Source organism: Dyella sp. OK004 (assembly GCF_900114495.1).
In the GTDB taxonomy this organism is placed as follows: domain Bacteria; phylum Pseudomonadota; class Gammaproteobacteria; order Xanthomonadales; family Rhodanobacteraceae; genus Dyella_D.
In genome coordinates this window covers 596,240-621,378 of record NZ_FOZI01000002.1, presented here as the reverse complement: position 1 = coordinate 621,378, position 25,139 = coordinate 596,240, and the positions used below count along the sequence as shown (strand labels likewise).

Sequence of the window (25,139 nt, the reverse complement as noted above, 5' to 3'; positions counted from 1 at the left end):
GCATTCGCAGGTCAGTGCAGTGCGCAACGGCAACTACTTCGTACCGGTGGCGTCGGACGGATTGGGAATCCACAACTCCAGGATGTTCGCCGCGCCATTGAGCGCACGTGGCAGAGGAAACGCGCGCACAGCCTGTCGCGCCGAGCCGAAGGGCGTCAGATAGATGGCCAAAGCTTGTGCGCAATCCTGGCCTTCTGCGCGGTAGAGGATCGTAGGCTGGTTCCACCGCGCTGGTGAGTTGTTGCCGTTGCGCTTGGCGGTAACCGTCACGTTCTCTACGCCGGGCGTGGCGATGCCAAGGCTGCGGATATCAGTCAGTACGGCAGACAACGGTGCCCGTTGGGCCTCGTCGTAGATCTGCGTGTACAGCACGAACGATTGCGAGCTCTTGGTGACGCAGGCCGCCTTCGCGCGATCAAATGCTGACTTGTTTTGCGGCGTTGCCGAAGGCGGTAAGGATTGCCGGGTCGGCGCGGCTTGCGTCACCACGCTGGCCGGATTCGGCATGTAGTGCTCAGGAGCTGCCGCAACGGCATTCGCCTCGCTTTGTCGCTGGGCGGTGACCACGACGGGTTCGGACGGCAGAACCGAACTCGGTGGCGGTGGCGGCGGGCTCGGCATCGATGTGGATGGCGTGCCCGCGCTATTCTCTTTGGGTGTCGCTGCAGATGTCGTCGCAAGCGCCTGCTGACCTTCGCCTGCCAGAAGGGGCGCATTGGTGGCAAAGCCACTGTAGCTGGCCATCGCCTCATCCCAGTGCATGCTGGATCGCGCGCCGGCGTTGAGGGTGACGACGTCGGCCGCGCATCGGTTGAACAGCGCTTGGCCGTAGGGTGGGCATAAGTTCTGTAGCGGCTCGGCAATATCCTGCATGACCTGTTGCTGATCGCTGTTGACGGGGAAGGTGTGGGCGATCGAATTCAACAGATCGATCTTGGCGTCGAGTGCCTGATCGAAGCCTTTGTGCTGGCGCTCTGGCGAAGAAATATCCGCCAGTATCGTGCGTGCCTCGGTGGCGAAGGCCGATAGTTGCTGGCTGTCCTTGTCCTGCCGGGTGTTCCAGGCCTGCCAGCCTGCCAGCAGGCCGGTGAGGATGGCGCCGATGCCAATCGACGTGCCCAGGGTGGTCGCGATGCGCTGATTGCGCGTCATGCGCGTGATTGGCGGCGTGAGTGTGGCGTTGTTGGTGCCAATGGTGGTTCCCGTGTTGATCCACGGGTGGAGGTCATGCAGGAACTTGGTGGTGAGGACGCGGCCCAGCGTCAGCCCCAGATTGCAGTAGCTCTCCCATTCTTCCTCGCTGAAAAATTGGTTGGCGGTGCTTTGCTGGGGGAAGCTCGCGTTGCGTGCGGCATAGCCGGCGACGTCGAGTGGCATGTCCTCGGTGCGGCGGGGCTTGATGATCAGCAGTGCGCCGGTGCAGTCGTCGCTGTAGGTGATCTGCGCCAGCAGCAGGTATTCGTTGCTGGTGCCGGGCTGGATGCTGTCGGGTGTGCCGAAGAACGCGCTCAGCCCGCCGGCCAATGGCGGCAGGCTCTCCGGATCGATGAAGCGGATGATGGCATCGTGATCGATGCGGGCCTTGCGGATCAGGTTCTCCACGTCGCCGAACGCATAGTCCGGGTCGGCTCCGCAGTCGGCCAGGATGATCACTGGCAACTTGCGCTTGAGCAGCGCATATACGCCGGTGTTATCGAAATGGCCGCCGTCTGAAAGGTACCAGCGCGGCGCCCTCAGGCCGGGAAAGCGCGCGAACATTTCGCCGCACATAGCCTGATATTTCTGCAACAGGTGGAAGCCGGCGGACGCTTGCTTCGTGAGGTTGTGCTGCCAATAACCCAGGCGCAGTCCGCTCAAAAAGATCATGGCGGCCATGCCGGGCTTGGTCAGCGAGCCCATGCCCGAGCCGACCGCCGCACCGGAGATGGCAATCCATTCGGCCAGCGTGGTCTTTTCCCAGGCCGCATGCCCGGGCTGCACTGGACCATGCGTGCCTGTCTCCACACCCAGCGCACTCACCGTGAGGTTCACGCCCTTGCGGTCGGCGTTGTAGTTGCCGGTGCGGTCGTCTTCGGTCTGATTGATGCAGCAGTTGATGAGATGGATGGGGCCGCCGGATGTCGCCGGTTGATAGTCCTTCATCGCCACGTCATCGCCGTTCAGCAGGTCGGCGACCTGTGCGGTCGCATCGGTGATGTCGCGGCGTCGTTTCGCCAGCACGGAAGCGGGAAAGCGAGGCTTGTCGCCGCCGTGCGCGTCGCCGCTGTGCAGTTCGTCATTGCCTACCGAAACGTAAGCGCGCGCCAATCGCGACCGGTAGAAAAAATGCAGGGACGACCGATTCAGTTGCTGCAGGACGGAGCCATTGATCAGCAGGAACACCGCGGCGGCACCGAATACACACAGCCATCGACCAAGCGCGCCCGGCAGCGGCGTTCCAGCGAAGTTGTCGTTCTTGGAGAGTACGAAGACCTGCACCAGCGCGAGCCAGAGCAGGGCGATGAACATGATCAGGAGCAGGCCGAGGATGTTGGCGATCTGTGTGAGCGGCAGCCGTTTCGCCGCGGCCATGTTCGCCTGGACGATCGGCAGTGCATTGCGTGCCACCACCACCACCAGCGTCACCACGCTGAAGCTCACGCCCAGCTGGAAACTGAGCTGGCCGCTCAAGACCGACATGAAGAGATAACCCAGATACCAGCTGAACAGATCCATCGCACCGAGCAAAGCGAGGGCGAGGCTGGCGCGCAGGCAATGGCTGAGCACATGAGTAAGCATGAGCCGGCGCTTGTCGTCATTCTCCGGTCGGCCCATCATGAACCTGGCCCAGATCCAGCCCAGCGGCGAGAGCAGAAAGCCGATCGCCAGGACCGTCGCGAAGTAGGCCAGCACCGTGATCACCGAATCGTTGGACACGGCGTCGTCCGTTGCGGCGAAGGCAGCCATAGCGACATGCATGGCATAGATGCCCACGATGGCGGCGAGCAAAGCGGTGAGCAGATCCGGTAGGCGGTTGCGACCCAGGAACCAGTAAGCGTAGGCGGCGGTGAGTGCCAGCGCGGCAGGGAGCAGCAACAGCCACCACCACGGGCTGCCCGCGAAGAACAGGGTCTGACCTGGACTTAGCCAAAGGCTGGCCAGCAGGTGCGGGAAGGTGACGATGCACGCCAGCACCAGGGCCAGCATCAGTACTTCAAACTGTGTCACCAGAAAGCTGCGCACTTGTCCGGCAACGGCCATGATCACATCGTTGGCCCCGGCAGGCGTCAGATAGCGGCCGTTGTTGCGCAGCCACCAGAGCAGCAGCGAATGATCGCTTGCCAATCCCTGTTCGACTTCGCGGGGCGTGCGTGCCTTGTCTTTGAACAAGCGGCCCAGGCTCGCGCCGATGTAACCGCCGCCCGACACGGTCGACAGATAGTCGATGCGGTGGAGCACTTTGTTCTTCGCCATCGCGCGCAGGATGCCGAGACAGAAAGTGGCACTGCGGATGCCGCCGCCCGACAGCGCCAGCCCGATTGCGGGCTCGTGGCGATCAATGCCCGCGCGCTCACGGCGCTTGTTATAGACGTCTATTTCGTGCGGAACGCGTGAATCCTTGGCCCCGTTATCGCTCGCCATCATGTGCAAGCCTCCCGACGATATAAGGCAAGGGCCTGGCACGCCCCGCCCAGCTGGCTGGGTCGAGGGTTTGCCCTTGGCTTGTCGATCTCCCCGACGGCGGTAAGCCGCAGTGGACGAGTCCAGCACGGATGCTGTGTCGGGGCTATTGGCTAGAAGTGATACCCATCGGGTGAGTGCGGCAGAGGAAAGGTGACGTGGTAGTTCGCAACTTGCCAGCGGGGGCTCTGTGTTGGCTTGCCTCAGGCCACGGGGCGGCCTGTTTGCCAATTTTCCAGTGATCGAAGCGAATGTGGCGCATCGCAATGACGCTGACTACGTTTGGATGCAGTTACGCGGGAGGTTTAATGCCCCAAAAGAAAAAGCGCCGCGCTTGCGCGCGACGCTTTCTGTTTTGCGAAGAGCCACCGCGACCGAAGCCGCGGTGGCAGGAACATCACCAGATCTTCACCTGCTTGTCGGCCGGACGAACCATCGCATCGCCCGGCTTGCACTGGAATGCCGCAGCAAAGGCTTCCATGTTGGACGGTGCGCCGATGGCGCGCAGCGAGGCCGGTGCGTGCGGATCGGTGTTGAGCGAGAGCAGAGCCTGCTTCTCGCGCACGTGGCCGCGCCACACGCGGGCCCAGTTGAGGAAGAAGCGCTGGTCGGGCGTATAGCCTTCCACCTTCTGCTCGGTGGAGCCCGGGGTCTTGGACAGCGCGGTCTGCAGCGCGTCGTAAGCCACGTTCATGCCGCCGAGGTCGGCGATGTTCTCGCCCAGGGTCAGCTTGCCGTTGACGTGTGCATCCGGCTTGTCCTTGATCGGCGCGTAGTCGTTGAACTGCTGCACCAGCTTGTCGGTGCGGCCGTCGAACTTGGTGCGGTCGTCCTTGGTCCACCAGTTTTCCTGGTTGCCGGCGCCGTCGAACTGGCTGCCTTCGTCGTCGAAACCGTGGCTGGCCTCGTGGCCGATCACGGCGCCGATGCCGCCATAGTTGATGGCGTCGTCGGCCGCGGCGTCGAAGAACGGCGGCTGCAGGATCGCGGCCGGGAAGTTGATGGTGTTGTCGGTCGGGTTGTAATACGCGTTGACCGTTTGCGGGGTCATGCCCCATTCCTTGCGGTCGGTCGGCTTGCCGACCTTGGCGATGTCGTAGTCGTAGTTGAACTTGGCGGCGGCCATCACGTCGCCGTAGTAGTTGTCGCCGCTGATGTTCAGGCCGGACCAGTCACGCCACTTGTCGGGGTAGCCGATCTTGGGCAGGAAAGTGTTCCACTTGGCGATGGCCTTTTCCTTGGTTGCTGGACTCATCCAGTCGAGCTTCTCGATGCGCGCCTTCAGGGCATTGCGCACGTTGTCGACCAGCTCCTGCGCACGATCCTTGGCTTCCGGCTTGAATACCTTGGCCACATACAGCTGGCCCAGCGCCTCGCCCATGCCCGTGCCACCGTTGAGGGTGCCGAGCACGCGCTTCCAGCGCGGCTTCTGCTGCGGCTGGCCGGCAAGCGTCTTGCCGTAGAAGTCGAACTTGCTGTCCTGGAACGCCTTGCTGAGATACGGCGAAGCGTCGTCGATGGTGTGGAAGCGCAGGTAGGCCTGCCACGTGGCAGCCGGCGTGCTGGCGAGCAGCTTGTCGAACTCGGCGAAGAATTTCGGCTGCGACAGCGAGAAGCCCTTGTCGACGGTCACGCCCTGGGCGCTGAAGAACTTCTCCCAGTTAAAGTGCGGAGTGACCTTGTCGGCCTCCTTCACGCTGACGAAGTGGTACTGGTTCTTCGGGTCGCGCTCTTCCACCGGGGACAGCGAGGCGGCAGCGAGCTGCGTCTCGAACTTCAGCACGTCATCAGCCTGGGTCTTGGCATCGGCTTCGGAGACGCCGGTGAGTTGAAGCGCCTTGGCGATGTGCGCCACGTAGGCATCGCGGATGTCCTTGTACTTGGCATCCGTGTAGTAGTCCTTGGTGGGCAGGCCCAGACCGGACTGATTGGCGTAGGCGATCTGCATATCGGCGTGCTTGAAGTCGGCGCCGGAACTGAACGAGAACACCTGGCCGTCGCCTTCGGCGTAGGCCTTGGTGATGTAGTCGGCCACGTCGGCGCCGTTCTTCAGCGCGGCGATGGCGTCGAGCTTGGGTTTGATCGGGTCGAAGCCGGCCTTCTCGATGGCGTCTTCGTTCATGCCTGCCTGATAGAACATGCCGATTTTCTGCTCGATCGAGCCGGCCTGCGCCTGCGCGGCGCCCTTGGCGGCGGCATCGACGATGTCGTGCTGGGTGTTGAGGCTGGTTTCGGCCAGCTGGTCGAAGGCGCCCCAGCGGGTGCGGTCTTCCGGAATCGGGTTGGCGGCGACCCACTTGGAGTTAACGAAGCCGTTGAAGTCCTGGCAGGCGTTGATGCCGGTATCCAGCTCGCTGACGTCGAACGGGCTCTTCTTGGCGACCGGTGCGGCGGCGACGGTGCTGGCGGCGGCCGGGGCGCTGCTGCTCTTGGCAGGTGCGGCCTGCTCGGCGGATTCCTGCTTGCCGCAGGCGGTCAGGGTCAGGGCGAGGCTCACCGCAAGGGCGAGCGGCTTCAGATACGGCTTGGTCATGGATTTCCCTCTCATGATGTGGTGCCCGTCAGGGCGGATTAGCGGCTGATTGGCGATCGCGCGCGGAGCCGCCCGGATCGTGGTCATGACTTTTCACGCTAGGTCATTGGTCATGGTCGGCACAGTGTCAAAGGTCAGGGGAGCATTTCGCAACAGGCCTGCGGCGCGCCCTACCTCTGTAGGAGCGCACCCTGTGCGCGACCAGGCCTCACCACGTAGGAGATCGCGCACAGGGTGCGCTCCTACAGGGGTGTTACCGGCCGGTTTTCTGGAGGGTGGCGGCATCCAGGCGCAGTACCGGGTAGGCCCCGACTGCCTGCGCGCTGTACCACGGCGAATGCTCGAAGAAGAACTGCAGCCGCGCGCCCGGGCTGGCGGCGAAGGCCGGGTCGTCATGCAGCTTTTTGTCGAACGCCGTCTTCAGCGCCGGATCTTTCACCAGCATCTCGCGCGCCAGTTTTTCCACCACGCGCGGTTCGCCGTATTCCTTTGGCTCGAAGATCGCGTTGAGATAGCCCCAGCGCAGCAGCGAATCCGGTGCCTGCGGTTCGAGCAGGTTGATGACGACGTTGGCGCTGCGCTGGTTCATCGGCACGATCACCGAGCCGGCAGGCAGTTCGATCTCGCGCGTGACGCTGGTCTGGCCGAAGTCGCGCAGCATCAGGTGGCCTTCGAAGGGCTTGCTGGCCCATTGCGGATTGTCCAACTGGTAGGCGTCGGCCTTGATTTTCAGCGAATGCGGCAGGCGGCGGTACGTAATGCCGTGGATATCGAGCTTCTCGATGATCTGTGTCCACTGCGCCGGGATCGCGTAAGCGGCTGGCGGCGTGATGGAGGTATCGGGCAACAGGCCGTTCCAGTTCTGTATGGGGTAGCTCTGCGGCTTGCTGGGGTCGTACTGGATCCAGTCGCTGTTGGAGATATCGCTGTGGGTGACGCTGAAAGCGAAACTCTTGAACTCGAACGGAGTGGACTTGGGATCGGGCTTGTAGGTCACCGCGACCTGCGCTTTTGGATCGGCGGCGCGTGCCGCCACGGTTTCATCGGCCTTGCGGTTCACGGCGATCAGGGTCGCCGCGTCATTGCCGATGTTCTCCAGCATCAGTTCGACCAGGTCGTAGGTGCCGCGCACGCGGGTCTCGTACGACTTGAGCATGTGCGTTTCGACCAGTAGCGCGGGGCGATTCTGTAGCGCGACATAGCCGGTGGAGAAACGCGGACCCGAGCCGAAGTTGGTGAGTCCCTTGCGCGGGTCGCGGCCGTCTTTGAATTCCAGATAGATCGAGCCGAGATGACCGCGCTTTTCGTAGGCCGGCATCACGCGATCGGTCATCAGCGCCTGCTGCCAGGCACTCACACCAGGATCAAGCTTGTGCGGGTCTTCGGTGTACCAGGTGAGGTCGTATTGATAATCCGCACCGTCGGTGGTGTGGATGTCCATGAACAGGTCAGGCAGCCAGTGCTGCCACAGCTTCAGCCAATCGCGGACTTCCGGCGCGTCGGCCTTGACGTAGTCGCGGTTGAGATTGAGGTACTGCGCCTGGCCGCGGAAGCCCATGCTGTCCGGGCCATTCTGGTTGATGCGGTGATAGGGGCTGGTGTTCTCGTGACCGTCCACGCTGAACACCGGGATGAAGACCAGCACCACCTTGTCGAGCAGGTGCGGCAGTTTGCCGGTGACGGCGTAGTCGCTTAGCAGCATCAGGCCGGCGTCCTTGCCCTCGATCTCGCCCGGATGGATGCCTGCCTGTAGCAGCACGATGGGCTTGCCGGCTTTGCGCGCAGCCTCTGGCGTAAAGGTGCCGTCGCCGCTGGCGATCACCACCGTCATCGGACGGCCCTGTGGCGACGTGCCGAAGGTTTCCAGTTTGAGCTTACCCGGCGCGGCGTCGGCCAACTTCTGTAGATAAGCCTGCGTGTCCGCGTAGCTCGGCGTGGTGCGGAAGTGCGTGGCTTCGGCCGGTGTCGTCCAGTCGGTGGCATGCGTGGACATGGCAACGGTTCCCAGCAAGGCAAACAGAAGATGGCGCGTGGTCATGCGTGATCCTTGGCGTCGTCGCGGGGCAGGGCGGTGACAGAGGCTGGCAGCGTGTCGGGTGCCACGGCGCCGCCGGAGATGATGAAGGCCATGGCCTGATCCATGGTCCAGTCGGTGGGCGTCAGTTCGTCCAGCGGCACCACTTCGAGATAGCCGCCGGTGGGATTGGGTGTGGTCGGGATATAGACGGCCGCCATCTCACGGCCGGTACCTTCTTCGGTCATCACGCGGGTGACGAAGCCGACGACTTTCATACCCCTGCGCGGGAAGTCGACCAGCACCACGCGCTGCACGCCCGTCGGTTTCTGCTGCAGCACAGCCATCAGCTTCTTGGTGCCGCCGTAGATGGTCTGCACCAGTGGAATGCGCGCGAGCAGGGCGTCGAAACCATCCAGCAGGCGCTGGCCGATCACGCGGTTGGCCAGCCAGCCCAGCAGATAGAGCGCGCCCAGGGTCAGCACCAGGGCCAGAATGAAGAGCAGCCAGCCGCGGTTGAGCGACTCGCCCAGGCCGGGCCAGGCCCGCGAGATAGCGCCGACAAAGGCTCCGACCAGCGGCGCGCCGATGCCGGCCAGCATGCCCAGTACGAACTTGAAGACCAGCCAGGTCACCCACAGTGGGATAAAGGTCAGCAGGCCGGTGATCAGGTAGCGTTTGATGCGCAGTCGCCGCATGGGACGGGCCATTCGGTAGCGGGGAGACCGGCATTGTAGGGGGAGGTGGCAGCAGGCAGGGCGTGACGTTCGGCCCTTTCGCGCGAGTTGTGATTTTTTCCGGCGCGCCGCGAATCATGAGGTGAACGAGGGGATACGGGCGGCAATGGCGAACCGACAGCTACAGCAGCGCTTTGAGGTGCTTCTTCGCGAGCACCAGAAGATCGTCTTCAAAGTGGCGGGTGTCTATGCCCGCCACGCAGAGGATCGGCGCGACCTTGCCCAGGAGATCTGCACGCAACTGTGGCGTTCGTTCAACGGTTACGACGAGCAACGCGCAAAGTTCTCCACCTGGATGTATCGCATCGCGTTGAACGTGGCTATTTCGCAGGCGCGGCGCGAGCGAGGTTCGCTCAGCACGCGCATCGAATCGCTGGACGAGCATCATCTGGAAACGATCGGCGGCGATGAAGGGATGGTCGAGCAGGACGAGCGACTAGTGGCGCTGTACGCCTTCATTGCTGAGCTCGACGTGCTCAACCGCGCACTGATCCTGTTGTATCTGGAGGATCGCAGTTACGTCGAGATCGCCGACATTCTCGGCATCAGCGAAACCAATGTCGCCACCAAGATCAACCGCATCAAACAAAAATTGCGCGGACAGATGACCGCCGCGCCGAACCGCACCGCGAGGGCATGAACATGGAACTCGACGATTTCAAACAGGCGTGGCAGGTGCTCGATCGTCGGCTGGAGCAGCAGCACGCGCTGAATCTGCAGCTGTTCCGCGACAGCCGGCTGGACAGGCTGCGCCACGGACTGCGACCGCTGGTGTGGGGGCAGGTGATCCAGATACTGGTGGGTGCCTTGGGCGCCATGGCGTTTGCGCCGATCTGGATCGCGCACCTGCATGAACCGGCGGTGTGGATGTCCGGTTTGGTGATGCATCTTTATTGCATCGGCCTGATCGTGGTGGGCGCGGTTGTGCTCGCGCAGGTGGCGCGCATCGACTACGGCGCGCCGGTCCTGGTCATACAACGGCAGCTGTGGCGCCTGCGGCGCACCTACTCTGTTGTCGGTGCATGGGTCGTTGGTTTGCCGTGGTGGTTCCTGACCGCGCCTTTGCTGGTCGCGCTAAGTCACGGCGTAGTGATGGACCGGGCGCCTTCGGCCATCTGGATCCAGCTGGCGGTCGGTGTCGTGGGTTTGCTCGGAACGTGGTGGTTCTATCGCTGGTCGCACCGGCCCGAGCGCGCGCAACTGGGGCGCCGGATAGATGAAAGCACGACGGGCGGGAGCATTCGCCGCGCGCAGGCGGCGATCAACGAGATAGCGCGCTTCGAGCAGGAATGAAGGCGCGTCAGCGTGCCCTCGGTTTCAGCCGCACGTAGATCTGCTTGCGCACCTTGGCGACGACTTCGCCACCGGCAGTCTTGATCTCGGTCTCGAACCAGCGCAGCACTTTTTCGCCATTCGCGGCAGCAGTGCGCAGCTCATCGACCACTGACGGCTCCAGCTTGAAGTGCGCGTAGACGTCTTCACGGCCCGGCGCGACGAAGTCGATCGCGCCGGCCTTGTCCCACACGTAGTACTCGCTGCCCAGCTGATGCATCACCAGCAGCATCCACAGCGGATCGGTCATGGCGAACAGGTTGCCGCCGAACTGGCTCTTGACGTAGTTGCGGTTCCACGGGCGCAGGCGCAGCACCACGCTGGCTTCGCTCCAGTCGTCGCTGAGCGATTGCACGCGGATGCTGTTGCACAGGAACGGCGGCCACAGGTTCATCAGCCGCCGGAAAGTGGAAGGGCTCATCAGAACAGCAACGAAGCCATGCGCCGGCGATAGCGGCCGACCAGCTCGGCGTCGTCCAGCGTGGCGAAGGCGGCGAGCAGACGCTTCTTGGCGGCGCCGTCGTTCCAGTCGCGGGCACGTTCGAGGATGGCGAGGAACTGTTCCAGACCGGCAGCGGCATCGTCTGCCAGCAGCAGGCGCACGCCGAGCAGGTCGCGCGCCTGCCAGTCGGCGGCGTCGACCTGCACGCGCTGCTGCAGCTCGGGCAGCGACGGCGCGCCGTTGAGTGCGCGGGCCAGGTCAAGCTGGCTGCGCAGGCGCACGGCGCGGCTGTCGGTAGCGAGGTTGGCGGGCAGCGCGGTGAGTTCGGTTTCGGCCGCGTCGGCCTGGCCGGCACGCATCAGGGCCAGGGCCAGGTCGAGTTTCAGCTCGGCGTTACCAGGTTCGGCGGCGATGGACTGCTGGATGCGGTCGATCGCCTGCTCGGGTGTCTCGAGAACCACCGGCGCGCTTTCGGCAGTGGTGCCTTCGGCCGGCTGTACGTGGCGCAGCAAGAACTCGCGCAGCTGGCCTTCCGGCAATGCGCCGGCGAAGCCGTCCAGGATCTGCCCGTCCTTCACCAGCATGACGGTGGGGATGCTGCGCACGCCGAACATGGCAGCCAGCTGCTGGTTCTTGTCCACATCCACCTTGGCCAGGCGGAAGCCGCCGTTGAACTCGGTGGCGAGCTTTTCCAGCATCGGGCCGAGTGTTTTGCAGGGGCCGCACCAGGTTGCCCAGAAGTCCACCAGGATGGGGGTGGTCAGCGAGGCCTGCAGCACCTCGGCTTCGAAATTGTCCTGGTCTACGTCGAAGACGTGGGTGGTGGCGTCACTGGCGGTCACAGGCGGAACTCCGGGCTAACGAATCGGTTTCAGATCAGGGCTCGGCGAAGCATATCAAGGGCTGGTGCATCGCCAGATGACGGCGCAGCATTCTTTAAGAGCGTTTAAAGCGCCGCGACGACAGATTTGCGAGAATCGACCGGATGACTAGCCACGACCCAGGCACCCCCCGCATGGCCGCTGCGCCGCTGCTGATCTGCGAGCACTGCGACACCGTGTATCGCCGGCGCGAGCTGTGCTGTGGCGAGGTAGCCCGCTGCCAGCGCTGCGATGCGGTGCTGGAGCGCTATCACAGGCTAGGCGTGAACGGCATGCTGGCCCTGGTGCTGACTGCGCTGGTGGTGTTCATCCAGGCCAATGTGTGGCCGATCGTCACCCTCGGTTTCAACGGCACCCTGATCAGCACCACGCTGTGGGGTGCCATCGTGATGATGTGGCGCGAGCATTCGCAGGTGGTGTCGCTGTTGGCGGCGGGCACGCTGTTTTTCTTTCCGTTGAGCAAGATGCTGCTGCTGGGCTGGGTGCTGTTCTACGCGCGCCTCGGCCGGCGCGCGCCGGGGTTCCGGCTAGCCATGGTGGCGCTGTATCGGGTGGGGCCGTGGACGATGAGCGAAGTGTTCGTGCTCGGCGCGATGGTGGCCATCGTGAAGGCGCATGTGTATTTCGACGTGATCCTCAATCCCGGCATCTTCGCCTACGCGGTGCTGACGCTATTGATCACCGTTTTCGCCGGTATCGATCTGCGCCGGCTGTGGGAGATGGTGCCGGAGGACTCGTCATCGGAGAGCAGGTCATCGCAGAGCACGGTATCGGAGAGCAGGCCATGAGCGCCTTGCCGCGCGCCAGTGAGCTGGGCCTACTCGGCTGCCACGTGTGCGGGCTGGTGTGCCGCGACACGGGTGTGGAAGGTGCGCATTGCCCGCGCTGTCACTCGGCGCTGCATCGCCGCAAGAAGGCGAGCTATTCGCGTACCTGGGCGCTGCTGATCGCCGCCTTCATTCTCTACATCCCAGCCAACCTGCTGCCGATCATGCGCACGGTGAGCGTGGGCGATGTGGACGACAACACCATCCTCAGCGGCGTGGTGGAGTTGTGGGTAAAAGGCTCGCCGGATCTGGCGGTGATCGTGTTCACCGCCAGCATCGTGGTGCCGATGCTCAAGTTCCTCGCACTGGGGACGCTGTTGTGGAGTTCGCACCGCAGCAGCGGCTGGGCGCGGCGGCAGCGTGCCAAGCTGTATCGGCTGGTGGAGGTGATCGGTTATTGGTCGATGCTGGATGTGTTTGTGGTGGCGCTGCTTACAGCGCTAGTGCAGTTTGGTTTGCTGAGCCTGGTGGAACCGCTGCCAGGGGTGGTGTTCTTCGGCCTCACGGTGGTGCTCACTATGTTTGCTTCGATGAGTTTTGACCCCAGGCTGATCTGGGATGGCAGGGATTCCGATGACTGACGACTTGAAACCGGGTAACGCCGATTTGCCCGAGCCGGTGGTGCACCGTCCGCGCATCAACGCTTCGTTTGTCTGGCTGATCCCGGTACTGGCCGCCCTGGTCGGCCTGTCGCTGGTGATCAACGCCTGGATGCAGGCGGGACCCACCATCAACATCAGCTTCCAGAGCGCGGAAGGCCTGGACCCGGGCAAGACCCCGGTGAAGTACAAGAACGTGGTGATCGGCCGGGTCACTTCGGTGCGCCTGAGCAAGGATCGCAGCCACGTCACCGCCAAAGTGTCGCTGGAGAAGAGCGCGGAAGGTTTCGCCACGGCGGATACGCGCTTCTGGATAGTGCGCCCGCGCATCGGCCTTGGTGGTGTATCAGGTATCGATACCTTGTTGTCCGGTGCCTTTATCGGCGCCGACGTGGGTGAGTCGAAAGAGCCGGAAGACGAGTTCAAGGGGTTGGAGTCGCCGCCGGCAGTAACGCATGGCGCGCCGGGCAAAACCTTCACCCTGCACACCGATGATCTGGGCTCGTTGGATATCGGTTCGCCGGTGTACTACCGGCGCATCCAGGTGGGCCGCGTGGTGACCTACCAACTGGATCCAGACGGCAAGGCTGTGTCGCTGCAGATCTTCGTCGACAGTCCGAACGATGAGTTCGTTTCCAAGACCAGCCGTTTCTGGAACGCCAGCGGCGTGGATGTTTCGGTGGGCGCGGATGGCATCAAACTCAATACGCAATCGCTGGCGACCGTGCTGGCCGGCGGTGTGGCCTTCCAGGAGCCAATGGGGCCGCATGAGGAGACGCCCGCGGCTGAGAATGCCGAGTTCCGTCTGTTCAAGGACGAGACCATCGCGATGGCCCCGCCGGACGGCGAGCCGAAATACATCCGTATGCGTTTCGATCAGTCGCTGCGTGGACTCAAAGTGGATGCGCCGGTGGAGTTCCTCGGCATTCCGTTTGGCCGCGTGGTGTCGGTGAACCTGGACTTCGACGAGAAGACCCAGAAATTCCCGGTGCTGGTGGGCGCAGTGGTGTATCCGCAGCGGCTCGGTCGCGCGCACGACAAGCTGGTGGCGCTGGCCAAGGCGCGCGGCGACGACGCGCAGCTCTCGCAGATGATGCGGAGTCTGGTCGAGCATGGCCTGCGCGCCCAAGCCCGCAGCGGAAATCTGCTCACCGGCCAGCTCTATATCGCACTGGACTTCGATCCCAAGGCGCCGAAGGTGGCCTTCGACCCGGCCGCCAAGCCGATGGAGATTCCGACCGTGCCGGGCAGCTTCGACAAGCTGCAGGAGCAGATGGCGGAGATCGTGGACAAGGTGCAGAAGATCCCGTTCGACAGCATCGGCCGCAATCTCGACCAGACGCTTGGCGAGTTGAACCGCACGCTCAAGAAGGTCAACGGCGACGTGCTGCCGGAGTTCAAGACCACGCTGCAGGGTGCGCAGCAGACGCTGGGTACCGCCAACAACGCGTTCTCTCCAGATTCGCCGCTGCAACAGAACCTGGGCGGCACTCTGCAGGAATTGCAGCGTTCGGCACGTTCGCTGCGCGTACTTACCGACTATCTGGGCAGCCATCCGGACGCGTTGCTGCGCGGCCGCAAGGCCGATCCGGCACCGGTGCAACCCGCGCCGCCGGCCGCCACGCAACAAGGGAGCAAGCCATGATCCGCAAGGGTGTCATTTACAAGGGATGGCCTCTCGTGGCCGCGGCCGCCGCACTGACGCTGGCGGGCTGCGGTGGCTCGGTGCCGGTGCGTTACTACACGCTGGTGCCGCCGGCCGATGGCTATGTGCCTACCGCCACTCAGGCGGCCATTACCGCGCCGCCGGCATCGTTCCAGTTCGAGCTGTTGTCGGTGAGCGTGCCGGCGCAGGTCGATCAGCCGCAGTTGGTGGTGCGGCAGGGCGGGCAGGGCGTGGCGGTGCTGGACGGGCAGCGCTGGATCGCGCCGTTGGGCGATGAGGTACGCAGCGCGCTGTCAGCCGATCTCGCGCGTCAGCTGCACACCCAGGATGTCAGCGGCTTGCCGGCCAGCGGCAAGCCGGTCGTGCGGATCAAGGTGGACCTGCGTCGCTTCGATTCGGTGCCGGGCGGCTACGCGCTGATCGATGCGGCGTGGAGCGTGCGTCCGCTCAAGGGCAGTGCCGCGTTGTCCTGTACCAGCCGGGTGCAGGAAACCGTGGGGCAGGGCTATGACGCCCTGGTGCAGGGCCATCAGCGCGCGGTGGATCAGCTGGCGGCGCAAATCGCCTCAGTGGCGCAGGTGCTTGGGGCGGGGCAAACAGCCACTTGCCCGCCCGGGTAAGGTCCCGATCTGCTAGTCTGCCGCGTTCACCCGCAGCCACCGGTGGACGCCGGCCTGGCTGCCAGAATCAAGCGATGGCGCCGGACACATGCAGGACATTCAAGAACAGGGCACGAACGATCAGGCCAGCGAACAGGCCTACCAGCCGCAGTCGGTGGAAACCACTGCGCAGCAGTACTGGCGCGACCAGCGCGCCTATGAGGTGAAGGAGGATGCCTCCCGCCCGAAGTTCTATTGTCTTTCGATGCTGCCGTACCCGTCCGGTGCGTTGCACATGGGCCACGTGCGCAACTACACCATCGGCGACGTGATTAGCCGCTACCAGCGGATGAATGGCAAGAATGTGTTGCAGCCGATGGGCTGGGACGCGTTCGGTCTGCCGGCCGAAAACGCGGCAATCAAGAACCACACCGCGCCGGCCAAGTGGACCTACAAAAACATCGAGCACATGCGCGGGCAGCTGCAGCGCATGGGCTTCGCCTACGACTGGTCGCGCGAGTTCGCCACCTGCCGCCCTGACTACTACCGCTGGGAACAGTTGATGTTCACCCGGCTGATGAAGAAGGGCATGGCCTACCGCAAGAACGCGGTGGTGAACTGGGATCCGGTGGATCACACCGTGCTGGCCAACGAGCAGGTGATCGATGGCCGCGGCTGGCGCTCTGGCGCGTTGGTGGAAAAGCGCGAGATTCCGCAGTGGTTCCTCAAGATCACCGACTACGCGCAGGAATTGCTCGACGGTCTCGACACGCTGCCCGGCTGGCCGGATGCGGTGAAGACCATGCAGCGCAACTGGATCGGTCGCAGCGAAGGCCTGGAAATCCACTTTGCAGTGGAAGGCGAGAGCGAGCAGCTGACGGTGTTCACCACGCGTCCCGATACGCTGATGGGTGTGACCTTCGTCTCCATCGCCGGCGAACATCCGTTGGCGCTGAAGGCGGCCAAGAACAATGCGAAGCTCGCGGCTTTCCTCGAAGATCTGAAGCACGGTGGCGTGTCCGAAGCTGAGCTGGAGACGCAGGAAAAGCGCGGCATGGATACCGGCCTGTTCGCCATCCATCCGGTCAGCGGTGAGAAGGTGCCCGTGTGGGTCGCCAACTTCGTGCTGATGGGCTATGGCACTGGCGCGGTGATGGCGGTGCCGGGCCATGACGAGCGCGATTTTGAGTTCGCTCACAAGTACAGCCTGCCGATCAAGCAGGTGATCGCCGCGGGCGACGAAACCTACGATTCGGCCAACTGGCAGGACTGGTACTCGGACAAGACCCGTACCGACATGCGCGTGGTGCATTCCGGCGAGCTGGACGGCAAGAACTACCGCGAAGCCTTCGACTTCCTCGCTGGAAAGTTGGAAGCCGGGGGCCAGGGCCTGCGCCGCGTCAATTGGCGCCTGCGCGACTGGGGCGTGAGCCGCCAGCGTTACTGGGGCTGCCCGATCCCAGTGATCTATTGCCCGAAGTGCGAAGCGGTGCCGGTGCCGGAAGACCAGCTGCCGGTAGTGCTGCCGGAGGACGTTGCGTTCTCCGGCGTGCAGTCGCCGATCAAGGCCGATCCGGAATGGCGCAAGACCATCTGCCCGCAGTGCGGCGGTCCAGCCGAGCGCGAAACCGATACCTTCGACACCTTCATGGAGTCGAGCTGGTATTACGCGCGCTACACCAGCCCGGGCGCCAACGATCAGGTCGACGGGCGCGCCAACTACTGGCTGCCGGTGGATCAGTACATCGGCGGTATCGAACACGCCATCTTGCATCTGCTGTACTTCCGCTTCTATCACAAGCTCATGCGCGACGCGGGCCTGGTGAAAGCGGATGAGCCGGCTACCAACCTGCTGTGCCAGGGCATGGTGATCGCCGAGACCTTTTATCGCGACCATGCGAACGGCTCGAAGGACTGGATCAATCCGGCCGACGTCGAGATCCAGCGCGACGACAAGGCGCGTGTGATCGGTGCCGTGCTGAAGAGCGACGGCAAGCCGGTGCAGATCGGCGGCACCGAGAAGATGTCCAAGTCCAAGAACAACGGCATCGATCCGCAGGCGATGGTAGAGAAATTCGGCGCGGATACAGTGCGCTTGTTCTCCATGTTTGCCGCGCCACCGGAGCAGTCGCTGGAATGGAGCGAGGCGGGTGTGGAAGGCATGGCGCGCTTCCTGCGCCGCTTCTGGCGCGAAGTGACCACGCATGCGGCCGGCCCGGATCATCCGGTGGTCGATCCCGCCGCACTGGACGCTAGCCAGAAGGCCATGCGCCGCCAGTTGCACGAAACCATCCAGAAGGTCAGCGACGATTTCGGTCGCCGCCACTCGTTCAACACCGCCATCGCGGCGTTGATGGAGCTGCTCAACGGCCTGGGCAAGTTCAACGACAGCAGCGACCAGGGGCGCGCCGTGCGCCATGAGGCGCTGGAGGCGATGGTGCTGCTGCTCAACCCGGTGGTGCCCCATGTCAGTCACACCCTGTGGCAGGTGCTGGGCCATGCGGAAGCCGTGGTGGAAGACCAGCCGTGGCCGCAGGTGGACAGCGCCGCGCTGGTGCGCGATTCGCTGACCCTCGCGGTTCAGGTCAATGGCAAATTGCGCGCTACCATCGAGGTCGCCGCCAGCGCCTCGAAGGAAGAAGCCGAGAAGCTGGCCTTGGCGCAGCCGAATGTGGTGGCCTTCCTGGAAGGTCAGACTGTGCGCAAGGTGATCGTAGTGCCGGGCAAGATCGTCAACATCGTCGCAGGATGAGAACCTCTCTATGAGCTCCACGAGCCGTATGTTCAAAGCTTCGCTGATGCTGGTGTCCGCCCTCGCGCTGACAGCGTGCGGATTTCATCTCCGCCAGAGCGCGGCCCTGCCGCCGTCAATGCAACGTATGCATCTGAGTGGCGGCGGCGGTGACCTGGCGCGCAACCTGACGCGCGCCCTGGAAGGTTCCGGTGTCACCGTGGAGGATGCGGGGGGGGCGGGTATCGCGGAGTTGCACATCCCGGTGGCCAACTTCAGCACCGACACGCTGACCGTGAGCGGCTATGCACGCGTCACCGAATACGCGGTGCACTACCAGGTGCAGTTCTCAGTGAACGACGGCGGCGGCCAGTCGCTGGTGCCGCAGCAGACCATCAACATGTCGCGCGAATTCAGCTACGACGCCAGCAACACCGTCGGCAGCACGGCGCAGGTCGAAGAGATCCAGCGCAGCCTCAACGACGACATGGTGCAGGCGATCCTGTTCCGCCTGCAGGCCGCGCAGAAACACGGCGGCACTGTGGAACCGGCGCACGCCAGCTCGGCGAACTGAGTCGTGCCGCTCAATGCCGCCCAATGGCAGAAAGCGCTGACGGCGGACCACCTGCTGCCGGTCTATCTGCTGGCCGGCGAGGAATTGCTGGTGCTGGAAGCCGCTGATGCGTTGCGTGCGCAAGCGCGCAAGCTCGGTTATACCGAGCGTGAAGTGCTCGATGTCGGCAACCATTTCGACTGGAACGACCTGGCCCGTGCTGCGGCCGGCATGTCGCTGTTCGCCACGCGCCGCTTGCTGGACCTGCGTCTGCCTACCGGCCGTCCCGGCACCGAGGGCGCCAAGGCCATCAACGAGTTTTGCGCCAACCCGCCGCCGGATGTCTCGCTGCTGATCACCGCTACCGAATGGAGCAACAAGCACGAAGGCGCCTGGACCAAGAACCTGGACGCTGCCGGCGCGCTGGTGGTATTCAACGCGCCCAAACCGCATGAGTGGGCAGCCTGGGTCGGCGCGCGGCTGGCCTCGCGCGGACTCAGCGCGACGCCTGATGCCGCGGCGCTGCTGGCCGAGCGCGTAGAAGGCAACCTGCTGGCGGCTGCGCAAGAGATCGACAAACTTGTGGTATTGCGCGGGCAGGACGGCAGTGCTTCGCGCATCGACGCTGCCGCAATGGAAAACCTGGTCGCCGACAGCGCGCGCTACGACGCTTTCAAACTTACCGACGCCGCCTTTGCCGGCGACGGCGGCCGTGCTTTGCACATCCTTGCCGGCCTGCGTTCGGAGGGTGATGAGTTGATCGCTTTGATGGGCTGGTTGGTGAATCAGTTGCAGCTGGCGTTGCGCCTGGCCAATGCGCGCGACTTCGCCGCGCAGGCCCGCGCCGAGCGCCTGTGGCCGGCGCGTGAGCAACTGTTCCGCAAGGCGCTTCGCCGCGCACCGCGCGAGCATTGGCTGCAATGCCTGGCGCGTGCCGCGCGTATCGATCGCATGGCCAAGGGGCGTGAAGCAGGCGAGCCCTGGCTGGAGGCCGAGCGTTTGATCGCCGCCATCGCCGAGCCGCGGGCAGCAAGCGCACTCGCATGAAGCCACTCGCTTTGTTCGGGGGCACCTTCGATCCGGTGCATCTGGGCCACCTCAGCGTGGCCTGGGAAGCTGCCGAACTGCTCGATGCCGAAGTGCGCCTGATGCCGGCCAACGTGCCGCCGCATCGTCCCGCGCCGATGGCCAATGCGGAGCAACGCGTGGCGATGCTGCACGCTGCCCTGCAGCGGCAGTCGCGGTTGACGGTGGACACCCGCGAGCTGCGCCGGAACGGACCTTCCTATACCTATGACACGCTCTGCGAGCTGCGCGCGGAGCAGGGCGACCGTCCGCTGGTGCTGCTTTTGGGTGTGGACGCCTTCGCCGGTTTGCCGAGCTGGCATCGCTGGCGAGAGCTGTTCGAGGTGGCGCACCTGGGTGTGCTCAGCCGACCCGGTGTCGAAGTGGAATTGCCACACCAGCTGTGGGCCGAGATCGACGCGAGGCGTGTCGATGATGTCGGCGTGTTGCGCGCGCTGCCCGCAGGCAAAGTGATCGAGCTGGCGGTGACGCCGCTGGAGATTTCCGCAACGCGGATTCGCCAATTGCTTGCCGCGGGACGCGATCCGCGTTACCTGCTGCCTTGCGGGCTGTTCGACGATCCGACTTTGCTCGCACCGTATCGCACGCGCTAAACCGCTCAATGTAGGAGCGCACCCTGTGCGCGAAAAACCTACAGAGTGATGCGCCAAAGGTCGCCCACAGAGTGGGCTCCTACATGGGGTTTCAGGTGGTCGAGCGCGCCACAAAGCGCAGCGCCACCGAGTTCATGCAATAGCGCAGCCCGGTCGGCTTCGGGCCGTCATCGAACACATGTCCCAGATGGCTATCGCAGCCTGCGCAACTCACGGCGATGCGTTCCATGCCGAAGCTACGGTCGGTGGTTTCGATCACGTTGGCTTTGGCGATGGGCTGCCAGAAGCTGGGCCAACCGGTGCCGGATTCGAACTTGGTCGATGCATCGAACAGCGCGGTGTCGCAACCGACGCAGCGGAACAGGCCTTTCGCATGCAGGCTGCCGTACTGGCCGCTGAAAGCGCGCTCGGTGCCTTCGCGGCGCATCACTTCGAACGCTTCCGCGGAGAGGCGCTGGCGCCACTGGGTGTCCGTGAGCACCAGCTTCTGCACATGACAGGGGCCGAGATGACGGCCATCCGCATCGGCAAAGCATTCGAGCAACAGATCCCGCGAAGCCGCCGCGGCAGCAGGCGCACTGACCGCCGCCATCACCGGACCTCGCCGCGGCCACAGCAGGCCGCCCAGGGCGACGGCGGCGCCGCTGAGCGCGGCCACGCGCAGGAAGTCGCGGCGTTGTGCGTTCTGGATGGTTTTGATCGATCGTGTCGTCATGGCGGTTCTCCGCAACAAAAGGCGTTGGCTCAGCCAAAGGTGAAGGCGTAGGCGCGCACACCCGGGTCGAGGAATTCGATCTCGAACAGACGCTCGCCGGAGCCATTGGCCTGACGTACCAGTTGATACAAACGCTGCGAGGTCACGCTGCCATTGCCGCCGGCATCGATGTCCATGCCGTGATCGGCACCCGGCGCCTTGCCATCGATGCGCACGCGGAAGCGCGCGGGTTTGCCATCGCTGCCCGGGCCCAGCACCAGATGCAGGTCGCGGCCACGGAAGCGGTAGATGATGCGGCCGCCCGCGCGGTCGAGCTGTGCACTTTCGTCATGCACGCTCCACTGGCCGTCCAGCGTCCATTGGTTGGGAAGCAGTGTGGATGGTGCGCGATAGGTCCAACTGTCATCGTGGGCGATCTGGCCGCCGGCGAAATTCTGCGCGCGCGCATAACCCACATAGGTTTCCGATGAGCGGTTGTAGTCGCCCGAGCCGGCGGCTTCCGCGCCTTGTGCGTTCGGGTTCACGTAACCGCCCGGCAGGTTGGTCTGACCGGCTTCCGTGAGCAGCTGGCGGATCACGTCTTCGCTTTGCTCGTACTCGCCCTCGCCGAAGTGGTGATGGCGAATCTGGCCCTTGGGGTCAATGAAGTAATGCGCAGGCCAATATTCGTTGTGGAAGCCCTTCCAGATCGCGTAGTCGTTATCCAGTGCCACGGGATAGGTCACACCCAGATCCTTCACCGCCTTGGTCACGTTGCCCAGATCCTTCTCGAAGGCAAACTCCGGCGCATGTACGCCGAGCACGACCAGACCGTGGTCTTTGTACTTGTCGGCCCAGGCGCGGACATAGGGCAGGGCGCGGATGCAGTTGATGCAGGAGTACGTCCAGAAATCCACCAGCACCACCTTGCCGCGCAGCGACATCGCGGTCAGCGGCGGGCTGTTGAGCCATGCGGTGGCGCCGCTGAGCGAAGGCATCTCGCCTTCCACCGGCAGCGGGTCGCCTTGCTTTAGCATCGGCTGCGGTGCGGGAGCGGGCTTCACCGCGTTGATCAGGCGCTGCTCGATACCACCGGTGCTGGCCAGCGACACACGTGTGAGCAGGCCGGTATCCAGTCCCAGCGCGATCGCGGCGACGCCGCACAGCACCAGCGCGCCCAGCGCGCGACGCACCCATTCGCCTGCGCCCAGCGAGCGCTTCATCACGGAGAAGACCTTGCCGCCGACCACCAGCGCCAGCGCCAGCGAAGTCGCTGCGCCTGCGGCGTAGGTGAGCAGCAGCAGCGTGGTCTGCACGCTAGCGCCATTGAGCGCCGCGCCGGTGAGCAGCAGGCCTAGGATGGGGCCTGCGCACGGTGCCCATAGCAGACCCGTGGCGATGCCCAGGCCGGCAGCGGAAAACACCGAATCGCCTTCCGCGTCCGAGCGCTGCGACAACTTATTGCCCAGAGCCACAAACGGACGGCTGACCCATTCCGCGACATGGCTGGACAACAGCGTGAGTCCAAGCACCGCCAGCACCGCCAGGGCGATCAGGCGGCCATACTGATTCGCGCGTATCGCCCAGCCGCCACCTAACGCCGCCAGCGTAGCCACCAGCGCAAACGTCAGTGCCATCCCCAGCAGCATCGGCAGGCCATTGCGCATGAAGGGGCGGTCGGCGCGGGCGAACACAAACGGCAGCACCGGCAGGATGCAGGGGCTGAGGATGGTCAGCACGCCGCCGAGATAGGCGAGGATCAACACGATCATGGAAGGGAGGCCCTTGGAGATGTGACTGCTATTCGGCGTGGCGACGGCGGGAGTTACCTGCCCGGGACCAGTACAGCGCAATTCGGACTCGGCGCGATAGCGCCAGGCCGGTTATCAGGTACTGGCGTAACCCCGGTGCTGCCGCCAGCGAAACGCTTGACATAACCTCCCCGCGCGAGGCGCCCATGTCGTTGAGCTTGACCGCGGGCGGCATGATGGTTCTAGATGACGGCCTTTCCCTTGGCCTGCAGCTCCGAGCCATCTTGTCCGCCGAACCCACCATTCGTGCCAATGAAGAGGCCGATCAGCGCCGTGCGGCGTTGATGGCGGCTGCCCAGGCGGGCGATCGCCGGGCCTACGAGCGCGTGCTGGCCGACTCGGTGGGGCTGATCCGCGCGGTGGCGCGCCGGCAGGGCGTGGCGCCGGACGCGGTGGACGATGTGGTGCAGGAGACCCTGCTTACCGTGCATCGGGTACGCCATACCTACGATCCCTCGCGTTCCTACGACGCCTGGCTGGCCGCCATTGCTGCGCGCCGCGCCATCGACGCGCTGCGCAGTCATGGCCGGCGCGACCGTCGCGAACTGCACGACGAGTACGCGTTGGAAACCCATCCCGATCGTGACGACGCCACCCGCGAAACCGAGCGCGAGCAATCGGCACAGCAGTTACGCGACGCCATTGCCACCTTGCCACCGGGACAGCGTGAAGCGGTCGAGCAGCTGGCGCTGAAGGAGCGCTCGCTTGCCGAAGCGGCACAGCACACCGGCCGCAATGCTGGCGCGCTCAAGGTCAATCTGCACCGCGCGCTGAAAGCGCTGCGCAACCGCATTCACGGAGAACCGTAGGCGCCATGTCCGATCCGCGTCGCCACGAAGCTTTAATCGACACGCTCGGCGCCGAGCTGGTGCCGGTGCGCCGTTTGCCTGCGCCGTGGCTGCGTGCGCTCGGCTGGCTGTCGGTGGTGGCGGTCATCGCCGCGGGGTTGCTGATGCACTACGGCATTACCGGCATGCTCCGACGCTGGACCAGCGCACCGGATCTGGCCTGGGCCGGTATCGGTGCGGTGCTGACCGCGATTGCGGCTGCGTGGGCCGCGTTTTCCCTTGGCGTGCCGGGGCGGAGCGAGCGCTGGGCCTGGCTGCCGCTGCCGCCAGCGTTGCTATGGATTGGCGCCAGCGGTGTCGGCTGTCTGCGCACATGGATCCCTTCCGAGACCCATGTGGCGGGTATCCACGAAGTCAACGACTGCCTGGTGTTCATCGTCAGCTTCTCGATCCCGTTGTCGGCATGCCTGGTATGGCTGCTGCGGCGGGCTTTCCCACTGCGGCCGGTGTTGACGGCGGTGATGATTGGTCTCGCCAGCGCGGCGGCTTCGGCCAGTCTGCTGGAGATCTGCCATGCCTTCGACGCGGCGGTGACGGATCTGCTGATGCACGTGCTGGCGGTGGCTCTGGTGATCGGCGCAAATGCCGCCATGGGTGGCCGATTGCTACAGCCGCGTTGACCAACGCGAAATAAGTTCCCGCTTGCTTCACGCTGACGCGCGGATGGCGCGTCGCAGCATCCGGCACGAAAGAAGCGGCGGAGGCGCCGCCGAATCTCATTCCGTCTTGTGGGCATTGCAGCATGTGTGCCGCGCAACGGCGCGCGAGACGATATTAATGCTGAACGATAACAACGCAGGCCGCTTGCCTGTCTTGAGCACGGGTATACGCTTAAAACCTATCGGCTATGTCGTTATAGCCGAAGGGTTTCGCGGGCCCAGGGACGAACCGTTGCACATCGGGCAAGCAGGGGCTTGATGTGGCGTGACCGGAACCGGTGTTGCGCCGGGACTGGTATCGCTGAGGCAACCCGGGACGGGGTGCGTCGGCAGCTCCATGGAAGTGCGGCTATCGCCGCACGGTCACCTCACCGATGAAGGAGAACGTACCCATGAAAGTTTCACGTTACGCCGTACTCGCCCTCTCTATCGCGCTCGCCACCGGCTTCGCGGCAAGCCAGGCGATAGCGCAGGACGCCGGCGCCGCTGCGGCCCAGGCGACGAAAGACGCCAGCAAGGACGCAATGAAGTCCGCGCAGAGCGCTGGCAAAGATGCGATGAAGTCGACCACTGACAGCATGAAGTCTTCTGACAGCATGAAGTCGTCCGACAGCATGAAGTCGGATACGTCGATGAAATCCGACACCTCAATGAAGTCCGACGACATGAAGTCGGATACCTCGATGAAGTCAGATACCTCCACCAAGCCCGCACACACCAAGGGTCATCACAACAAGAAGCACTCGAAGAAAGCCGCGCCGGCAGCAGCGTCGAGCAGCGGTACCTGATCTTAGCGGTCTGATTTGAAGCGGCCCTTCCCGGCGACGGGGAGGGCCGTTTTATTTTGCTGTGGTGTAATGCCGTGGATGAACTG

General features: G+C 64.2%; 21 protein-coding genes. 13 read left to right on the top strand and 8 right to left on the bottom strand.

All coding sequences use genetic code 11. From position 1 onward, the window contains the following. Positions 1-33: 33 nt before the first annotated feature. The 4 genes from BM338_RS09540 to BM338_RS09525 all read right to left on the bottom strand — a co-directional run bounded on the left by BM338_RS09540 (position 34) and on the right by BM338_RS09525 (position 8,905). The gene (locus BM338_RS09540) at positions 34-3,624 is read right to left on the bottom strand and encodes a patatin-like phospholipase domain-containing protein (RefSeq protein WP_090450651.1); all 3,591 of its coding nucleotides are present in this window, start codon (positions 3,622-3,624) and stop codon (positions 34-36) included. A 433-nt stretch (positions 3,625-4,057) separates the two neighbouring features. Continuing rightward, the gene (locus BM338_RS09535) at positions 4,058-6,193 is read right to left on the bottom strand and encodes a M13 family metallopeptidase (RefSeq protein ID WP_090450650.1); all 2,136 of its coding nucleotides are present in this window, start codon (positions 6,191-6,193) and stop codon (positions 4,058-4,060) included. 253 nt (positions 6,194-6,446) lie between these two features. Beyond that, positions 6,447-8,231, bottom strand: coding sequence for a M14 family metallopeptidase (locus BM338_RS09530; RefSeq protein WP_090450649.1), 1,785 nt, complete (start codon positions 8,229-8,231; stop codon positions 6,447-6,449). Further along, positions 8,228-8,905, bottom strand: coding sequence for a DUF502 domain-containing protein (locus tag BM338_RS09525; RefSeq protein WP_090450648.1), 678 nt, complete (start codon positions 8,903-8,905; stop codon positions 8,228-8,230). The genes BM338_RS09530 and BM338_RS09525 overlap by 4 nt, the downstream gene beginning before the upstream one ends. 145 nt (positions 8,906-9,050) lie before the next feature. On the opposite strand from BM338_RS09525, the gene BM338_RS09520 reads away from it, so the two are divergent. Together BM338_RS09520 and BM338_RS09515 are read left to right on the top strand one after the other, a co-directional pair. Next, a complete protein-coding gene (locus BM338_RS09520; RefSeq protein WP_090450647.1) occupies positions 9,051-9,584 on the top strand; it encodes an RNA polymerase sigma factor in 534 nt (177 codons plus the stop codon). Continuing rightward, positions 9,581-10,237, top strand: a complete 657-nt coding sequence (locus BM338_RS09515; RefSeq protein ID WP_143109279.1) for a serine/threonine protein kinase — start codon at positions 9,581-9,583, stop codon at positions 10,235-10,237. Before BM338_RS09520 ends, BM338_RS09515 begins: the two co-directional genes overlap by 4 nt. 7 nt (positions 10,238-10,244) lie before the next feature. On the opposite strand, the gene BM338_RS09510 is transcribed toward BM338_RS09515, so the two are convergent. Then, positions 10,245-10,697, bottom strand: coding sequence for a DUF4442 domain-containing protein (locus tag BM338_RS09510; RefSeq protein WP_090450645.1), 453 nt, complete (start codon positions 10,695-10,697; stop codon positions 10,245-10,247). Continuing rightward, the gene (trxA, locus tag BM338_RS09505) at positions 10,697-11,560 is read right to left on the bottom strand and encodes a thioredoxin (protein ID WP_090450644.1); all 864 of its coding nucleotides are present in this window, start codon (positions 11,558-11,560) and stop codon (positions 10,697-10,699) included. Before trxA ends, BM338_RS09510 begins: the two co-directional genes overlap by 1 nt. A gap of 143 nt (positions 11,561-11,703) precedes the next feature. Here trxA and BM338_RS09500 point away from each other — a divergent pair, with 143 nt between their 5' ends. The 8 genes from BM338_RS09500 (at position 11,704) to nadD (ending at position 20,253) form a co-directional block, all read left to right on the top strand. Then, the gene (locus BM338_RS09500) at positions 11,704-12,387 is read left to right on the top strand and encodes a paraquat-inducible protein A (protein WP_255367242.1); all 684 of its coding nucleotides are present in this window, start codon (positions 11,704-11,706) and stop codon (positions 12,385-12,387) included. Continuing rightward, on the top strand, positions 12,384-13,007 hold the full coding sequence (locus BM338_RS09495) for a paraquat-inducible protein A (RefSeq protein ID WP_090450642.1): 624 nt from the start codon (positions 12,384-12,386) through the stop codon (positions 13,005-13,007). The genes BM338_RS09500 and BM338_RS09495 overlap by 4 nt, the downstream gene beginning before the upstream one ends. Next, positions 13,000-14,670 carry a PqiB family protein gene (locus tag BM338_RS09490; RefSeq protein ID WP_090450641.1) on the top strand — a complete coding sequence of 557 codons (1,671 nt, stop codon included), beginning with the start codon at positions 13,000-13,002 and terminating at the stop codon, positions 14,668-14,670. The genes BM338_RS09495 and BM338_RS09490 overlap by 8 nt, the downstream gene beginning before the upstream one ends. After that, the gene (locus tag BM338_RS09485) at positions 14,667-15,311 is read left to right on the top strand and encodes a PqiC family protein (RefSeq protein ID WP_090450640.1); all 645 of its coding nucleotides are present in this window, start codon (positions 14,667-14,669) and stop codon (positions 15,309-15,311) included. Before BM338_RS09490 ends, BM338_RS09485 begins: the two co-directional genes overlap by 4 nt. Positions 15,312-15,399: 88 nt before the next feature. Continuing rightward, the gene (gene leuS / locus BM338_RS09480) at positions 15,400-18,042 is read left to right on the top strand and encodes a leucine--tRNA ligase (protein WP_090450639.1); all 2,643 of its coding nucleotides are present in this window, start codon (positions 15,400-15,402) and stop codon (positions 18,040-18,042) included. Between the two features lie 10 nt (positions 18,043-18,052). Next, positions 18,053-18,595 carry an LPS-assembly lipoprotein LptE gene (gene lptE, locus BM338_RS09475; protein ID WP_090450638.1) on the top strand — a complete coding sequence of 181 codons (543 nt, stop codon included), beginning with the start codon at positions 18,053-18,055 and terminating at the stop codon, positions 18,593-18,595. Between the two features lie 3 nt (positions 18,596-18,598). Then, positions 18,599-19,621: a DNA polymerase III subunit delta gene (gene holA / locus BM338_RS09470; RefSeq protein WP_090450637.1), complete on the top strand. Its 1,023-nt coding sequence runs from the start codon at positions 18,599-18,601 to the stop codon at positions 19,619-19,621. Continuing rightward, positions 19,618-20,253: a nicotinate-nucleotide adenylyltransferase gene (nadD, locus tag BM338_RS09465; RefSeq protein ID WP_090450636.1), complete on the top strand. Its 636-nt coding sequence runs from the start codon at positions 19,618-19,620 to the stop codon at positions 20,251-20,253. Before holA ends, nadD begins: the two co-directional genes overlap by 4 nt. 91 nt (positions 20,254-20,344) lie before the next feature. Here nadD and msrB read toward each other — a convergent pair whose 3' ends face one another. Together msrB and BM338_RS09455 are read right to left on the bottom strand one after the other, a co-directional pair. Continuing rightward, positions 20,345-20,968, bottom strand: a complete 624-nt coding sequence (gene msrB, locus BM338_RS09460) for a peptide-methionine (R)-S-oxide reductase MsrB (protein ID WP_090450635.1) — start codon at positions 20,966-20,968, stop codon at positions 20,345-20,347. Positions 20,969-20,997: 29 nt separating this feature from the next. Next, a complete protein-coding gene (locus tag BM338_RS09455; protein ID WP_090450634.1) occupies positions 20,998-22,719 on the bottom strand; it encodes a cytochrome c biogenesis protein DipZ in 1,722 nt (573 codons plus the stop codon). A gap of 323 nt (positions 22,720-23,042) precedes the next feature. On the opposite strand from BM338_RS09455, the gene BM338_RS09450 reads away from it, so the two are divergent. From BM338_RS09450 to BM338_RS09440, 3 genes are all read left to right on the top strand, one after another. Then, a complete protein-coding gene (locus BM338_RS09450) occupies positions 23,043-23,567 on the top strand; it encodes an RNA polymerase sigma factor (RefSeq protein WP_090451230.1) in 525 nt (174 codons plus the stop codon). A gap of 5 nt (positions 23,568-23,572) precedes the next feature. Then, positions 23,573-24,226 (top strand): NrsF family protein, encoded by a 654-nt coding sequence (locus BM338_RS09445; RefSeq protein WP_090450633.1) that lies wholly within the window; start codon positions 23,573-23,575, stop codon positions 24,224-24,226. A 431-nt stretch (positions 24,227-24,657) separates the two neighbouring features. Then, positions 24,658-25,053, top strand: a complete 396-nt coding sequence (locus tag BM338_RS09440; RefSeq protein WP_143109278.1) for a hypothetical protein — start codon at positions 24,658-24,660, stop codon at positions 25,051-25,053. Positions 25,054-25,139 lie beyond the last annotated feature (86 nt).

Bases quoted from the DNA above. Each gene is read 5' to 3' on its own strand.
- BM338_RS09445 (WP_090450633.1), top strand. From the start codon at position 23,573: ATGTCCGATCCGCGTCGCCACGAAGCTTTAATCGACACGCTCGGCGCC.
- BM338_RS09540 (WP_090450651.1), bottom strand. From the start codon at position 3,624: ATGATGGCGAGCGATAACGGGGCCAAGGATTCACGCGTTCCGCACGAA.
- BM338_RS09510 (WP_090450645.1), bottom strand. From the start codon at position 10,697: ATGAGCCCTTCCACTTTCCGGCGGCTGATGAACCTGTGGCCGCCGTTC.
- BM338_RS09525 (WP_090450648.1), bottom strand. From the start codon at position 8,905: ATGCGGCGACTGCGCATCAAACGCTACCTGATCACCGGCCTGCTGACC.
- BM338_RS09520 (WP_090450647.1), top strand. From the start codon at position 9,051: ATGGCGAACCGACAGCTACAGCAGCGCTTTGAGGTGCTTCTTCGCGAG.
- BM338_RS09455 (WP_090450634.1), bottom strand. From the start codon at position 22,719: ATGATCGTGTTGATCCTCGCCTATCTCGGCGGCGTGCTGACCATCCTC.
- leuS (WP_090450639.1), top strand. From the start codon at position 15,400: ATGCAGGACATTCAAGAACAGGGCACGAACGATCAGGCCAGCGAACAG.
- BM338_RS09530 (WP_090450649.1), bottom strand. From the start codon at position 8,231: ATGACCACGCGCCATCTTCTGTTTGCCTTGCTGGGAACCGTTGCCATG.
- BM338_RS09485 (WP_090450640.1), top strand. From the start codon at position 14,667: ATGATCCGCAAGGGTGTCATTTACAAGGGATGGCCTCTCGTGGCCGCG.
- BM338_RS09495 (WP_090450642.1), top strand. From the start codon at position 12,384: ATGAGCGCCTTGCCGCGCGCCAGTGAGCTGGGCCTACTCGGCTGCCAC.
- BM338_RS09500 (WP_255367242.1), top strand. From the start codon at position 11,704: ATGACTAGCCACGACCCAGGCACCCCCCGCATGGCCGCTGCGCCGCTG.
- BM338_RS09440 (WP_143109278.1), top strand. From the start codon at position 24,658: ATGAAAGTTTCACGTTACGCCGTACTCGCCCTCTCTATCGCGCTCGCC.
- nadD (WP_090450636.1), top strand. From the start codon at position 19,618: ATGAAGCCACTCGCTTTGTTCGGGGGCACCTTCGATCCGGTGCATCTG.
- BM338_RS09515 (WP_143109279.1), top strand. From the start codon at position 9,581: ATGAACATGGAACTCGACGATTTCAAACAGGCGTGGCAGGTGCTCGAT.
- msrB (WP_090450635.1), bottom strand. From the start codon at position 20,968: ATGACGACACGATCGATCAAAACCATCCAGAACGCACAACGCCGCGAC.
- BM338_RS09535 (WP_090450650.1), bottom strand. From the start codon at position 6,193: ATGACCAAGCCGTATCTGAAGCCGCTCGCCCTTGCGGTGAGCCTCGCC.
- BM338_RS09450 (WP_090451230.1), top strand. From the start codon at position 23,043: ATGGCGGCTGCCCAGGCGGGCGATCGCCGGGCCTACGAGCGCGTGCTG.
- lptE (WP_090450638.1), top strand. From the start codon at position 18,053: ATGAGCTCCACGAGCCGTATGTTCAAAGCTTCGCTGATGCTGGTGTCC.
- BM338_RS09490 (WP_090450641.1), top strand. From the start codon at position 13,000: ATGACTGACGACTTGAAACCGGGTAACGCCGATTTGCCCGAGCCGGTG.